This window comes from Huintestinicola sp. (assembly GCF_050874005.1).
Lineage (GTDB): Bacteria > Bacillota > Clostridia > Oscillospirales > Ruminococcaceae > Huintestinicola.
This window is the reverse complement of sequence record NZ_JBNMJV010000005.1, coordinates 91545-106606: the sequence shown is the minus strand read 5'-3', so window position 1 is coordinate 106606 and position 15062 is coordinate 91545. Positions and strand designations below refer to the sequence as shown.

12 protein-coding genes are annotated in these 15062 nt (G+C 47.1%); 5 read left to right on the top strand and 7 right to left on the bottom strand.

Annotation, left to right across the window (positions count from 1 at the left end):
- The first annotated feature begins 152 nt into the window (after positions 1-152).
- Positions 153-404, top strand: a complete 252-nt coding sequence (locus tag ACR0QN_RS03275) for a hypothetical protein (protein WP_432649764.1) — start codon at positions 153-155, stop codon at positions 402-404.
- Positions 405-877: 473 nt separating this feature from the next.
- Here ACR0QN_RS03275 and ACR0QN_RS03270 read toward each other — a convergent pair whose 3' ends face one another.
- From ACR0QN_RS03270 to glyA, 6 genes are all read right to left on the bottom strand, one after another.
- Positions 878-3235: a LuxR C-terminal-related transcriptional regulator gene (locus ACR0QN_RS03270; protein ID WP_432649763.1), complete on the bottom strand. Its 2358-nt coding sequence runs from the start codon at positions 3233-3235 to the stop codon at positions 878-880.
- 38 nt (positions 3236-3273) lie between these two features.
- Positions 3274-5418 carry a clostripain-related cysteine peptidase gene (locus ACR0QN_RS03265; RefSeq protein WP_432649762.1) on the bottom strand — a complete coding sequence of 715 codons (2145 nt, stop codon included), beginning with the start codon at positions 5416-5418 and terminating at the stop codon, positions 3274-3276.
- Between the two features lie 106 nt (positions 5419-5524).
- Positions 5525-6142, bottom strand: a complete 618-nt coding sequence (locus ACR0QN_RS03260) for a hypothetical protein (protein ID WP_432649761.1) — start codon at positions 6140-6142, stop codon at positions 5525-5527.
- Between the two features lie 239 nt (positions 6143-6381).
- Complete coding sequence (locus ACR0QN_RS03255; RefSeq protein ID WP_432649769.1) at positions 6382-7668, bottom strand: replication-associated recombination protein A; 1287 nt, start codon at positions 7666-7668, stop codon at positions 6382-6384.
- Positions 7669-7762: 94 nt separating this feature from the next.
- Entirely contained in the window at positions 7763-8035 is a 273-nt protein-coding gene (locus tag ACR0QN_RS03250) for a hypothetical protein (protein ID WP_432649760.1), read from the bottom strand.
- A 135-nt stretch (positions 8036-8170) separates the two neighbouring features.
- Positions 8171-9427, bottom strand: a complete 1257-nt coding sequence (gene glyA / locus ACR0QN_RS03245; RefSeq protein ID WP_432649759.1) for a serine hydroxymethyltransferase — start codon at positions 9425-9427, stop codon at positions 8171-8173.
- Between the two features lie 193 nt (positions 9428-9620).
- On the opposite strand from glyA, the gene ACR0QN_RS03240 reads away from it, so the two are divergent.
- On the top strand, positions 9621-10337 hold the full coding sequence (locus tag ACR0QN_RS03240) for a hypothetical protein (RefSeq protein ID WP_432649758.1): 717 nt from the start codon (positions 9621-9623) through the stop codon (positions 10335-10337).
- Positions 10338-10390: 53 nt separating this feature from the next.
- On the opposite strand, the gene ACR0QN_RS03235 is transcribed toward ACR0QN_RS03240, so the two are convergent.
- Complete coding sequence (locus ACR0QN_RS03235) at positions 10391-11317, bottom strand: S1 RNA-binding domain-containing protein (RefSeq protein ID WP_432649757.1); 927 nt, start codon at positions 11315-11317, stop codon at positions 10391-10393.
- Positions 11318-11473: 156 nt separating this feature from the next.
- Between ACR0QN_RS03235 and ACR0QN_RS03230 the strand changes: the two genes are divergently transcribed.
- The 3 genes from ACR0QN_RS03230 to ACR0QN_RS03220 all read left to right on the top strand — a co-directional run bounded on the left by ACR0QN_RS03230 (position 11474) and on the right by ACR0QN_RS03220 (position 15059).
- Positions 11474-13066 carry a peptidoglycan D,D-transpeptidase FtsI family protein gene (locus tag ACR0QN_RS03230; RefSeq protein WP_432649756.1) on the top strand — a complete coding sequence of 531 codons (1593 nt, stop codon included), beginning with the start codon at positions 11474-11476 and terminating at the stop codon, positions 13064-13066.
- A 168-nt stretch (positions 13067-13234) separates the two neighbouring features.
- Positions 13235-13711 (top strand): SUKH-3 domain-containing protein, encoded by a 477-nt coding sequence (locus ACR0QN_RS03225; RefSeq protein WP_432649755.1) that lies wholly within the window; start codon positions 13235-13237, stop codon positions 13709-13711.
- A gap of 82 nt (positions 13712-13793) precedes the next feature.
- Complete coding sequence (locus tag ACR0QN_RS03220) at positions 13794-15059, top strand: 2-hydroxyglutaryl-CoA dehydratase (RefSeq protein ID WP_432649754.1); 1266 nt, start codon at positions 13794-13796, stop codon at positions 15057-15059.
- Positions 15060-15062 lie beyond the last annotated feature (3 nt).

Here is a 15062-nt window from a genome sequence, read left to right as displayed (position 1 = left end):
GTTTTTGTGGTTATTAACATTATACCATATTGGAGCTTTTATTGTACTATTTTTTCCATTTTTCAAAAAAATTCTGCTCGTTTTTCCCTTACCTACGTTGTTCCTTTGGATTTGATACTTGCTTTTTGGGGAAACTTAAAGAGAGTTAAATAATGAGCGAAGAGACAAGAGCCGCAATAATCGAGGCTAATTCAGAAATCACATCAGATATAAACGAGATGCAGAATGTCAAAGCCTTTTTGAATTTTCTTGCAGATACTCCACAGGGTAAAGAGTTTGATAAGGCTGTAATCAAGACTGCTCAAATGCTTAGCAAAGTGACAGGCTGCACACCGCTTTCGGAGGTCGCTTTAATGTATTTTGCCTTTATCGGTGGAATGAAAGCAAAGGAGAATGAACAATGAGAAAATCAAGAGAACATCACCACCAATAGCGAGGAGAAGCCACAGCATATAATCGAATAAAAGCAGACCCGCTCCGATCAGAGACAAGTTCTCAGACTTCGGGGCGGGTTTCTTCTCATTGAGGGTATTTTTTTGCTCCCTTTTCCATTGATTTTTTTGTGCGCTGTTTGTGCGCCATTTGTGCGCCAAAGCTATTTTTGTGCGCCATAACATACGATAAGGTGCAACAAGCCTAACTTGCAGAAATGGCTTCAAATCGTGATTTGTGCGTTATTGCGACAAGACGTAAAAAGCGAAAATTATACCTCCGACTCTGAAGGCTGTGGGTTCAATTCCCGTCGGGCAGACCACGTAACGAAGCCGCTTGCAGATAATGCAGGCGGCTTTTGTTATAAACATTATTTTGATTACGAAAAAAAACGATAAACTCCGAAAAGCAAAGAACACCTCATAAGAACTGCTTATGAGAGATCTCATATCAGCTTCATTTCCCGTGTTATCATGACCGCCTCGGTCTTGTTTTTTGCACCAAGCCTGCGGTATATCTCCTTTATCCTCGAGCGCAGGGTCTCGTAGTTGATGTTCAGCTTTTCGGCAGTTTTCTGAACCGATAAACCGTCGGCCAGACAGGTGAGTATGCGGATATCCGCAGGCTGCAGCTCGGGAACAGCCCTTGCGCCGCTTTTGAGATACATCGGATAACGCCTTGCCACTCTTCCCGTTTCGCTAAGTACACGTTCAAACCATTTTCTGTCAATTTTCTTATTCTCCGCACAGCGGCTTTCGCAAAGCCTGAGCAGCTCATAAACTGCACCGCCCTCCGAGGAGAGAATGGGGATAAATCTGTACTCGCATATCTTCTCAAGTACACTTATAAACCTGTTTTCCCACTCTGCGCCCGTTCTGAAACGAATAATGGCAGTAAGGATACCCAGCTCCATAGAAATGTATTTCCTATCGCAGGTCTCGGCGTAATAGTTCATAGCTTCAATAAGCGAATACGCCCTGTCATAGCTTTCCATTGCAATATAACAGCGTATCTTAGTAAGATACCTGTATCGCTCAAATGCAATGAAATACTCATTTTCATCGGGAGCCGTTTTCATCCAGTCCCCGACTGCCTCCATATCACCCTCAAAAAGCGAAATTCTGCACTGCATAGCCTGAATGACGGGATAAAGCCGCTTGAGGCCTTCCTTGCCGGCTTTCTTTTCAAAGGAAACGAGCAGATCTCTTGCATTGCCTGTGTCACCGAGAATAATATATTGCCTGAAAAGCGTTCCCGTTGCGGCAAAGCAAAGCTCGGTCTTTCCCCCTGCCTCCGCTTCCAGCTTTGCCTTTGAAATAAGGGACATTATTTCAAAGGGGTCGCCGCCTTTTTCAAAAAAGCTTTCCGCAAGAGCGGCGTTAACAAGACCCTTTCCGTACTTTCCAAGAAATGTCACTACTATCTTTCCTGCGGTGGCGGCAATTTCCCTGTCGTGTTTGCTCCAGTCGCAGAAATCCTTTCCCCCGTTCATAAGCGAGGGCTGATTGCTGGTGACCGAAAATTCGGGGAAGGGTATGGACTTATCCGTAAGCAGGGCATAGCAGTTTATGATAAGCTCAAGGATATTCAGGCTCCCTCTGCCGGGAAGGGCAATGTCCAGATAAACTATCTGCTGAGTCGCCTCACGCCTGCCCGAACCTTTTGCCCTGTCACGGTACTCCGTCAGCTTTTTATACCAGTATTCGCTTTTGTCAAAATCAAGAAGCATAGAATAAAGCATTGACATAGCGGACATCAGATATACATTGCTTTCGATATCCGCATCTGAAAGCATAAGATAATATCTGCGCATTTCAACGTAATATCCCGATTCGGGATTTTTTCTCGAGTTGCGGATAAGCAACTCACGGATACGGGCAGACTCGCTGTACTTTGCATACAGATCTAGCGCTTTGTCGTCCTCGCCGCTCTGCTCGTAATATCCGCCTGCAAGAATGGCATAGTGATGAAGTCCATTTTCCGAAAGCTCCTTGACCGCTTTTTTCCGCAGCGATCTGAGCATCTGCGGATGAAGAGTGTAAACACCGTCCTTATTGTCAATGAAATTGCCCGTATCAAGAGTGCGCTCGATAAGACCCAGCACAGAGGAATTTCCCGTTAACAGCCTTGCCAGAGGCTCGGTGAAATCATCGACTATGCATATTTTCAGCAAAAAGTCCACTATTTCGGTATCCATTTCGGAAATGATACTGTTCTCAAGGTAGCTTTGAAACATTGCGCTGTTTTTTTCAAAAAGCTCCCTGCCTATTCTGTCCCCTGCAAGGAGCTGCTGAGCGGTAAATTTCACCCCGTACAGATTTCCCTCGCTGCACCGTCTCTGAAAGCGCAGTTCTTCAGCGGTGAGGATTATCCCCTCCGACCTCATATACTTGTCAATGCCTTCTTCGGATAAGGCAAGATCGTCCTGGGTGATAAGCAGCATATTTCTGGTGATGATCGTATCGTAAAGCCAGCTCGGCATTCTGCTGCGGCCCATAATAATGACCCACAGGTCTTTTCTGCCGCAAAGAGCTTTGATATCATTGCGGATATCCGCACTTTCCACAGCGTTCACATTATCTATGACCACGGCTAAAAAGCGTCCGCTCTTTTCGGGTATGACCGAAAGGTCGCAGCTGTTTTGCCTGCAGGGTATGTAAATATATTTATCATTCCTGAAATACTGCCTGACAAGCTCGGTCTTGCCGTAGCCTGTCGCACCGTAAATATAGACGTTCTGCTTTAAAAGCTTTGCTGCGTCAAGCTTTTTGAACGCCACCCCGGGCTTTATGTAGCTGCTCACCTTACATCACCTCATTATGAAATCTGTCCTGCACGGACTTATGACAGGGCGCTGTAATAAATATCCCCGCCGTCAATGGTAAAGTTTACAAAATCGGTTATCAGATAATCACCGAAAATATCGTCAATGGTAAAACCGTAGAGATATTCTCCGTCAAAAAGCAGATCAAAGTATATCTCGGGTTCACCGTCAAAGACATATTCGCTGCCGTAATAAAAGAACTCCCCGTCCCCGTCTATGGGATAAGCATAATAAAGCGGTGTTATGGAGTCACCCTCGCACAGCTCGTAAACAGTTCTTGCAGCCATACCGTTTTCGTCAATGCCGTCCCATACCCCGTCAATGGTGACAGTACCGTTAACATAGTCGTGGATAATTCTGAGATTTGTTTCCTCACCGTTTATCATTACGGGCGATGTGTAAATATCGTACCCGTCGCACTCGTCAACGACATAGACCGCAAGTATCTGACCGTCGGGAAGAGAAAACCAGTATCCGTCAAAATTATCCGTAAATATGCCGTATTCCCAGTCGGGGATTATGTCGGCACTTACGCCAAGCTCAATGATATCCTCTTCATCGTCCGAGATCATATAAACATTAGCCTGAACGCCTGCAGTATATTCCAGGGACTCGTCGGTAAGAGAAAATCCGAAGGTGCCGTCCTCCAGAAGCTGCGGCTCGTCATAAAATTCGATAAATTGGCTTTCTCCCGTTGGCTCGCAGTCGCCGCAGCTGTCAAAGTAACTGTCAAGCTCGTCTTCACTTCCCCAGCCGCTCCAGAAATCAAGTATCGGAGAATTGTCGTAATCCTCCGTACTGCCGCCCGTTGTACCTGCGTAGATCGTCCTGTCCACAAAGGAAAGGTAATAGGGGCTTATCGCCACATCTCCGAAAATTTTCAGCTCTGTATTTCCCTGAAGCTCCAGCGGATAAAATGCCGCCATACCGCAGGCTGCCGAATGGGCGGAGCCGTTTCTCTTATAAATGACCGCATTGTCAATGGCGGCAAGCACCTCGTCAGCGCCCTCTGCATAGTCCGCTCCCGAATTAACTATTCCCGCAAGATCTACCATATTGGTAAAGCCCTCGGACTTGTTGTTTCCGCCGTAATTATCGGCTTTCTTAACGTTTCTTTTAATTGCGGAAAGCACGGATATGTCCTCAGAGACTTCATAAAGCTCTTTGGCGTAATCATTAAAGCTTGTGACAACATCATCAATTTTAGAAAGGTCAATAACAGAAAAGGTCGCAGCCGATCCCATATCTATCTCCTCACAGCCCTCGTAAAAGCTGTCGCATACTACCTTTCCAAGCTTTGCTCCGTCGGCATTGGGATCTTCGCCCAGATGATCGCCTATTGCGGTATAGTCCCAGCCTGCTCCCGGCTCCAGTTCCTCCGAGCCGTACATATATCTTGAATATGAGGCAAGAATATTTGCCGCCTCCACCGTTCCCATAAGGCAGGCGTCAAAGCCGATAAACTCGAATTTGTCCGTCATTGATGAAGACGCTTCCGAAAGTGCGGAATTTATCTCCGTAAGAAAAAGGCTGTCGTCTCCGCAGGTCTGGTCAAAGCACACTCCCGAAATGCTTCCGCCGCCGTGGTCCCAGAAGATAAGCCCCATTTTTGCGGCAGGGCAGTTCTCCACTCCCCATTTAAGGAAATCCGACAGGGTATCTGCATCGCCCATTGAAGCGGCAGGCTGCTCGTCAAGCAGGTACATTTCCCCCTCCGATATCTCATATCTGCATATGCCGTCCGAGCCTATGACATCGTTCTGCCATTCATATGTACCGCCTGTCTGCACCACAAATCTCACATTGCTGCCCGTGGAAGCTTCCAGCATTTCACTCATATCACCGGTGGCAAATCCGCCGTCGCTTTCAAGGTCTGTTCCGCAGAGATATACGAAGATCGTCCAGCTGCCCTCCTCGCCCATCGGCACAGAGCCGGGAGTGTTCCTGCTGATACTCAGCTTTCCGCTTTCATCGAGCTTCATTGATAAACCGAATTCTGAAGGGGATATCTTATCCCTGTTTTCCGAGGCATTTTCCGTTTCCGAAGAAGGGGCTGCCAATATCTCCGTATTTTCGGAATAGGTCATCTCATCATCCGAACAGCCGCTTACAGCAAATACAGCCGCCGCACAGACTGCCGCAAGTATTTTTTTACTTCTCATATAATTCCTGCCTTTCAGAAATATATACAGACAAAGCCGACTTTTGCAGCAGTCGGCTTTGTAAGTTTTAAGGAGGTCATGAAGTTATGAAGGAAAATTTATCTTATCAGCCCATTAAGGCAACAGCTGTACCCATATAAACTACCGTATCATCGGCGGAAAGGTACTGTCCCTCGTAAACTGTTCCCGCAGGATTGAAGATGTACACCTGACCGTCTGCGGACTCGGCAAAGCCGATAACATATCCTTCACCGGTGTAAACATCGGAAACGGAAAGCTTTGTCCAGTTGATGCCGTCCTCATCGGTCTCGGTCTCGGCAGTATATGTACCGCAGATAACATCGCCCGAACCGTCGGGGCAGTATACGAAAAGGGAAGCCATTGCTGTTCCCGAAGGAGCGGTGAACATTGAGAAAACAAGCTCGTTCTGAAACTCGTCAACAGCGTAAACGCCTGCCTCGATCATATCGGAGCTGACATCAAGGAGGGTAAAGTCCTCGGAAGCATCGGCTTCTTCATCGCTTTCCTCAGCTTCTGTCTCGGGTTCTGCTTCGGGTTCTTCTTCGGGGCCTTCGTCTTCAGCCTCAGCTTCGGTCTCGGCAGCGGCTGCAGTTTCGGCAGGCGCAGGAGCTGCTGTTTCCTCGGGAGCATTGCTTCCGCCGCAGGCTGTCATTGTTGCTGCCATCATACACATTGCAAGAATTGCTGCGATATTTCTTTTCATAAAAATTTCTCTCCTAAAATAAAATATTATGCATTCTTTTGCTGCATTGACTTTATTTTACCATAGGAAATAATTTTATTCAATCCGTTTGTTACATAAATATTACAGACAAATTACGCATGCTTTTATTATGCTTTACGAAATTCTTTATTTTTTCTCCGACTCACCCAAAAAGGTGATGACAAGCGAAAACTCATCTGTTATAATAAGAAAATTTAAGAAAATTCCCCACAGATTTTTTATTTCTGCCTATGTTTCTCATTCTCATCAAGTATATGCCTGCGGTATGCATACGCCGCCTGCTCGGTCTTGTTGTCGCCGAATTTGTAATACACCCTGTCCTTTATTGGGTCGGGAAGATACTGCTGTGAGACGTAGTGATTCGGATAATCGTGGGGATAGAGATAATGCTGACCCTTCACATCTGCGTCGGTGCTGTCGCAGTGCTTGTTCTGCAGATGCCGTGGCGGAGTGCCGCATTCCTTTGTGCGGACATCTTCAAGGGCTGCGTCGATGGCTGCCTCAGCCGAATTTGACTTCGGCGATGTGGCAAGGAGGATAACAGCTTCGGCAAGTGGGATACGTGCCTCGGGAAGTCCAAGCTGCAATGCGCTGTCAACGCACGCCTTTGTGACTGCCGCCGCCATAGGATAGGCAAGACCGATATCCTCAGAAGCGATAACGAGAAGTCTGCGGCAGAGTGAAATTATGTCCCCCGCTTCGATAAGCCTTGCGGCATAGTGGAGAGCAGCATTTTCATCGCTGCCCCGAATTGATTTCTGCAAAGAGGAAAGAATGTCGTAATGCTCGTCGCCGTCTCGGTCATAGCGGTTGTTGCTCCGCTGGGTAAGGGCTTTGGCTTCATCTAAGGTGACAATGGCTTCTGTGCCGTTGTTCTCCGCTCCTAAAAAGCACAGCTCGCACACGCTGACAGACTTCCTCACATCTCCCCCGCAGCCCCTTGCAATATGCTCGCAGACTCCCTTTTCCGCCTTTATCTTCACACCCGACTCCTCGGAAAGCACACGAAATGCTCTTTCCACCGCAGGGATAACGTCCTCGGCGGTAACGGGCTTGAACTCGAAAACCGCACTTCGGCTGAGAATGGCGTTGTACACGTAAAAATAGGGATTTTCGGTGGTGGAGGCAATGAGAGTTATCTGCCCGTTCTCGATATATTCAAGGAGAGACTGCTGCTGCTTTTTGTTGAGGTACTGTATCTCGTCAAGGTAGAGCAGAACTCCGTTCATTCCGTCAATAGTGCAGGTGTCGGCGATAACGTCCTTGATATCGGCTATGCCTGCGGAGGTGCCGTTTAATTTATGGAGCTTCATTCCCGAGTTTTCGGCGATTATCCGGGCAACGGTGGTCTTGCCCACACCCGAGGGTCCGTAGAATATCATATTTGGGATATTTCCCCCGTCGATTATCCGTCTGAGATATCTGCCTTTGTCAAGCAGATGCCGCTGTCCCACTACTTCATCAAGTGTTTTCGGGCGTATTCTGTCCGCAAGGGGTGAGGGCATTTCTTTCATTCCTTTCTGAGTATAGGTTAATTTAAGTTTATTATAAAGTATTTTGACTGTTGGTCAGACCGGGCGGACAAGCTCTTATTATGTATTAAGTATTAAGTATCAAAAAAATAACTATCCATATAATGAAAGCTATTAAAACTATCAGTAATGCTCCCTTGTTGCCAATACTTATCGGAGCCTGCTTTTTATTCCTGTCAAAGCTCATTATTCTGATTTTCTGCGGATGTGCAGGATCACTTTGCTCTTCACGCAATATTTTATATCCGCAGCCGCAGCGACTGCAAAAAAACGTGTCCGAATCATGATCAGTCTCAAAACAATTACCGCACTTTGGGCATTTTATTGTAATTCTGTCCATATTACAAGTCCTCCTTTACAATAATGCCTTCTCCAATGTTTAAATTTCGGCAAGTCATTCGGCAATTTTAAGAATAAATAAAAATGTGAATGGGGCAGAAGACCGCCGCCTCCTGCCCCCGAAGTCAAAAGCTAATTATTCGTAAAGAGGGAACTTTTTGCAGATCTCGGTAACGCCTGCACGGATAGCGTCGGCGCTGTTCTCGAAATCGGTAGCGCAGAGGTAGATGTACTCTGCGATCTTTTCCATTTCCTCTACGCCGAGACCTCTTGTGGTAACGGCGGGTGTGCCTATTCTGATACCGCTTGTAACGAAAGGCTTTTCGGGATCGTTATGTATCGCATTCTTGTTAACGGTGATGTAAACCTCGTCAAGACGGTTCTCAAGCTCCTTGCCTGTGATATGGAAGGGACGGAGGTCAACGAGCATAAGGTGATTGTCTGTGCCGCCCGAAACAAGGTTGAAGCCTCTGTCAAGAAGTCCCTTTGCAAGAGCCTGCGCATTCTCAACAATGCGTCTGCCGTAGTCCTTGAACTCGGGCTTAAGAGCCTCGCCGAAGCATACAGCCTTGCCTGCGATGATGTGCATAAGAGGACCGCCCTGTGTGCCGGGGAATATAGCGGAGTTTATCTTCTTTGCGAGAGCCTCGTCATTTGTGAGGATAAGACCGCCTCTGGGACCTCTCAGGGTCTTGTGGGTGGTGGTGGTCACGATATCCGCATAGGGAACGGGTGACTGGTGCATACCTGCGGCAACAAGTCCTGCGATATGAGCCATATCGACCATAAGATATGCGCCTACGGATTTAGCGATCTCGGAGAGCTTCTTGAAGTCAATTGCTCTGGGATATGCGGATGCGCCTGCAACGATAAGCTTAGGCTTATGCTCCTCTGCAAGCTTCTGAACTGTGTCGTAATTTATCATCTCTGTTTCGTCATCAAGGCCGTAGGAAACAAAGTTGAAATATTTGCCCGAAATATTTACGGGAGAGCCGTGGGTAAGATGTCCGCCGTCTGCAAGGCTCATTCCGAGAACGGTGTCGCCGGGCTGGAGGAGAGCCACATAAACTGCGGTGTTTGCCTGTGCGCCGGAGTGGGGCTGAACGTTTGCAAAGTTTGCGCCAAAAAGCTTCTTTGCTCTTTCGATGGCGATGTTCTCAACGATGTCAACGTCCTGACAGCCGCCGTAGTATCTCTTTCCGGGATAGCCCTCTGCGTACTTGTTGGTGAGAACGCTGCCCATAGCCGCCATCACTGCGGGGGAAACGATATTCTCGCTGGCGATAAGCTCAAGGTTTCTCTTCTGGCGTGCAAGCTCCTTTGCCATTGCCTCGCCGACCTCGGGATCGACCTGCTCGACGTAGCCAATGGTGTCAATGATATCCTTGTACATTTTTTTATGCTCCTTTTTTTCAAAATAAACGGTAATTTCATTATACTATACTTTTTGGGGAATTTCAAGGGGTTTTGAAATTTTTGCAGGGGTTTGATTTTTTTGAATATTTTGCAGGAAATTGTTGACAACTTTTGCTAATCGTGTTATGATAATAATACAAAGAAATTATTTGTATAAGGAGATTTATAAAATGCATACCGATTTTCTGAGAAAGACAAAAAAGAACGCCCTGCTCCTGCTTTTGGCTTCGGCAATGGCGCTGTCGGGGTGCGGCAATGGGGCAGATGCTTCCGAGGATATTACTGTTGCCGAGAGCGGAAGTGCTTCGGAAAGTACGGCGGCAAGCGAAATTTCTTCCGACACCGAAGCACCGTCGGAAACATATCTTCCCGACGGAATGACAATGGACGATTTGCGGAATATGGTACAGATAAACGGCAAAACGCTTACTATGCCAACTTATTTGAATAAAATTACAGAGCTTGATGATAAGTTTTCATATGAAGCTGAATATGTTGATGAAAACAGTCCTTTATACAATGGAGAACAGACAGGCTTTTATGTTGACATTATGTACAATAACGTCTTTATGTTTACAACAAGCTTTGCGGCTGACGAAAATGATATCAGCAAAATATCCGATTGTGAAATAGCTTCTGTTACTTTTAACAAGAAACGCTGTCAGTCCGCAGGACTTAGTATAAATACTTCCTGCGGACTTGGATTTGACAGTTCAAAAGAAAACGTTAATGAGATTTTCGGTATTCCGAATGACTTTGATTACAGCGAGTCAAATATGAGATATAAATTTAATGCCGACGAATATGAGGTAAAACTTTTTATTGATATATATGAAAAAAATAATACTGTATCAAGCATTTCAGTAAATTGCACTAAAAGCCGATGACAGGAAGCACAAATATCCCGAGAGGAACAACAAAATTCCCCTCGGGATATTTTTTACTCAAAAAACGTTTCTATCACCCTGTCGGACATCGAGGAAGTATATCTCCACCTGTCAATATGGGTGACCTCGGGGGGAATGAAATACTCGGGGGGCGCAGGGGGGGCGTCGGAATCGAAAACGTCCACTATAATGAGCTTCACCTTCATTTTCTCAGGGATAAGCGCCTTTATGTACACTCCCGCATACTGCCCTGCCTTCACCCCGGGCTTAGGCTCCGCAAGCCCTGCAAGGTTCGGGGCAAGCTCCACGAATATGCCATAGTCCTCCACCGAGCGGACTATTCCCGAGACCGTCTCGCCGCAGGAAAATCGGGCTGCATTTTCGTCCCACGTTCCAAGCAGTTCCTTGTGGGTGAGCCATATCCTGCTGCCGTTTATCCCCTTCACCGCCGCCCTTATGAACTGTCCTACGGAAAATCTGTCCGAGGGGTGGGATATTCTTGAGACGGACATTGAATCTATGGGTATGAGGGAGGGCAGTCCGCAGCCGATATCCACAAATGCGCCGAACTGCTCAAGGTGAGTTACTCTTGCGGGAATGATATCCCCCGTTCTCAGCCTGCTTACGTACTTTTCCAGGCATTCCTCCTGTGCTGCTCTCCGGGAAAGCTCTGCCACCACCGCTCCGTCCTTCATCTCCGCCTTTATCACCTTAAAGCAAACGGGCTTGTTTACCTTTGTTATCAGGGCGATATCCCTTGTGGAGCCGTCCTCGATGCCCACCGCTCCCTCGTTTCTGGGAATTATCCCCCGTCCGCAGGGCAGCTCTACAATGAGGTCGTGGCTGCTGTCGCATACTGCCGCTCTTGCTTCAAGTATGGCTCCGCTCTCCGCCGCAGCTTCAAGAGTTTCAAGGCTTCTGAGCTTTGCTTTATTTTCGGGAGTATTTATAAGAGCGCCCTCGGGATAATACTTTGTCATTTTTAAAACCTTCCTTTCCGATTTCCATATTGAATACAGTTAATTCTATGCAGGGAGCGTCGGATAAATAACCGCTCCTAAGGTCGGATTTTCTGAATAAGCCCGCCACGATACGGCAATAATTTTATTGACAAAATAAGTGAAAGAGGGAGCATTTTGGAATCTTTAAGCAAAAGGCTGCTTGCCTGTGCAGGACTTACGGGCTTTACGGGTATTTTTCTGCTGTGGCGGCTGATGGTCATAAACATTAACAGCGATGTGTATATGAAATACGATATGTCCGCACCCAGAGAGGTGACGGTGGTGAGCGCCTACGGGGAGATATTTGACAGAAACGGCAGACGGCTTGTGAACAGGAGCGAGGAGTACATTGCGGTGATAAATCCCGAGACTGCCGACAAAAATGAGCTTCTTGGGCATATCACCGATTTGGAAAAATATGAAAGCTGCATTGACGGTGACGCACTTTTTCTCTGCGGCGTGGACACAACTGAGCTTAAAAGCGTTACGGTGATACCTGTTTCGGAGCGTTACGGCGATGACTGTCTCTGCGCTCACATTATCGGGTACACCAGCGACGGGCACGGGGTGTGCGGTCTTGAGCAGGCTTATGATTCCGTTTTAAGAGAGCCGAAAAGCTCCGTTACACTAAGCTACAGCGTGGACGCAAGGGGCGATCTCCTTGAGGGCGACGGAATTGATATGCGGTGGGTCACAAGCTTTAAAACGGGCATATGCACATCTATCGACTACGCTATTCAGCGTGCGGCGGAGGATGCTATGAAGGACGTGGACAGGGGTGCCGCCATTGTAATGGATATTTCTACGGGAGAGCTTTGCGCCGTTGTCAGCAAGCCGTCCTTTGACCCGTCTCACCCCGAAGCCAGTCTCAATTCTCAGGATTCCCCTTTTATAAACAGGGCATTTTCCGCTTACAGCGTGGGTTCGATCTTCAAGCTTGTGACAGCAGGTGCGGCGCTTGAATACGACATTTCCGAGGAGTATGCCTATGACTGCACGGGCAGCATTACGGTAAGGCAGGACGAGTTCGGCTGTCACCGTTTCGGCGGTCACGGCAGAATGGATATGAGAACGGCGATGGTGGAGTCCTGCAATCCGTATTTTATTTGTCTCGGGCAGGATCTTCCTGCGGAGTATTTTCACGATTTTGCGGCAGGGCTGGGCTTTGGAGAGGGTAAATATTTCGCCCCGGGAATAACCTCGGCAAAGGGAAATCTGCCGAGCATAGGAGATCTTCTCGTTCCCGAGGAAAAGGCGAATTTTTCCTTCGGGCAGGGAAAACTCACCGCAACTCCCCTGCAGATAACTATGCTCACCGCCGCCATTGCCAACGGAGGAGAATGTCCCTCACCCGTTCTTATAAACGGCGTTACCGACAGGCGGAGCGACAAGGCTGTATCGGCAGAGATAAAGACCTTTACCCGTGTGATGAAAAAGTCCACCGCCGACAAGCTGAAGGATTTTATGATATCAACTATGTACAAGGCAAATTCGGCGGCTATACCCGAATTTACAACAGGCGGCGGCAAGACCTCCACCGCTCAGACCTGGACATATGACGAATACGGAAATGAGAAGCTGAACTGCTGGTTTACGGGATTTTTTCCTGCTGATGAGCCGAGATATGCGGTGACGGTGATGATAGAGGAGGGCGTTTCGGGAAATATCACCTGCGGTCCCGTTTTCAAAAGCATTGCAGACGCTGTGGTGATGAACAGGTACAGATAAACGAGCTGTTCGAAGTTTTCGGTTCAAAAATTTAAAGAATAAAGAATAAATAAAAAATAATAAAGTTAGGGATTTTCCGGGTGCTTGACTTTTTTTTCACGGAGGTGTATAATGTAATTTGGTATTTTATCGCCCTTCGGGACGTATTTGAAAGGAATGAACAGATAAATGGAGCTTAACGGTCTTTCGGAAAGAGCGAGAAAGCTTATAGAGTCCTGCGGCTACGGCAAACAGCGTTTTATGTCCGAGGATTCCATAGATGAATGTTTTGCGTTTTATGATGAGGAGGGCTATCGGGTATCGGACACCGCAAGGGATATCATCAACGATTTTTATATGCTCTCTATTGGCAAGCACGGACAGTTTGAAAACGGACAGTTCATCATTACCGAAAACGGAGACATTGAAAACAAGATGGTGGTCTATCCCGAAAATATCTACGAGGCGGCTCACCTTTTCAAGCAGCTTTCCGATGGTATGAACGACTATATTATCCCGCTGGGGCTTATAAATGATGACTTTATCGCTATCGGTGAGAGCGGCAGAATTTACATTATTGCTGATGATGTTTTTGTTGCGGGAGAAAACTGGGTGGAATTTCTTAATAATTTTGCCAATAACTTTTCATCACTTTCTAATAAATAAAATTTCAAAAGGACTTGTAAAAATTAGACGAATGTGATATAATTACTCTGTATTATCAATGAAACGAGGATGATAGACCCTTATGGCAGAGCTTATTTACAACGAACAGGGCAGACTGCTCTTTACGGAAGAAATGCGGCGGGAATACACTATTCTTATCCCAAATATGCTTCCCATACATTTCAGACTTCTCGAAAGGATTTTCAACAATCACGGATACAGAATGAAGCTGCTCACCACTACGGGCAGACGTATCGTGGACGAGGGTCTGCGCTACGTTCATAATGACACCTGCTATCCTGCCCTGCTGTGCATAGGTCAGTTTATCGACGCTCTTAAATCGGGTCAGTATGACGTGAACAAGACCGCTCTTATGATGATACAGTCGGGCGGCGGCTGCAGAGCTTCCAATTATATCCATCTTATCAGAAAGGCTCTGAAAAAGTGCGGTATGGAGCAGGTCCCCGTTATTTCCCTGAACCTGGCAAGCCTTGAAAAGAATCCCGGCTTCCATCTTACCCCTGCCCTTCTTGCAGACCTTATTACCGCTGTGTGCTATGCAGACCTGATAATGCTCATATCCAATCAGGTTCGCCCCTACGAGAACAACAAGGGAGACTGTGACAGACTCATTGACAAGTGGGTGGACAAGCTTGTGGAGATAAACTTCAACTTTGGCGCTTTCGACAAGGTGTCAAAGGAAATAGTTGAGGATTTCGGAAATATTCCCTACACCCCCGACCCCGAAAAGATAAAGGTTGGCATTGTGGGCGAGATATTCATCAAATACTCCCCTCTCGGCAACAACGAGCTTCAGAAATTCCTTGAGTCAGAGGGCTGTGAGGTGTACTGCCCCGGTCTTATCGACTTCCTTATTTTTATGGGCGATCACCACGTGGTGGAGACCGAGCTTTATCACGTTAAATACAAAAAATACATTGCTTCCACCGCTGTCAAGGGCTTCTTCAAAATGATGCAGAACAAGATAATCAAGGCAGTTAAAGGTACGAGATTTTTCGGTCCTACTCCCTTTGAGAAGGCTAAAAAAGACGTTGAGCCGTATATCTCCCCTGCAAACAAGATGGGCGAGGGCTGGCTCCTGACTGCCGAGATGGTGGATATGATCCATATGGGCATCAATAACATTGTCTGCGCTCAGCCTTTCGGCTGTCTGCCCAATCACATCATCGGCAAGGGTATGATACGTAAGCTCCGAGAGACTTTCCCTCAGTCAAACATTGTTCCTATTGACTACGACCCCGGTGCGACGAGAGTTAATCAGGAAAACAGAATAAAGCTTATGCTGTCTACCGCAAAGCAGCAGATGGCTGACAATAAAAAGCAGTAAGGA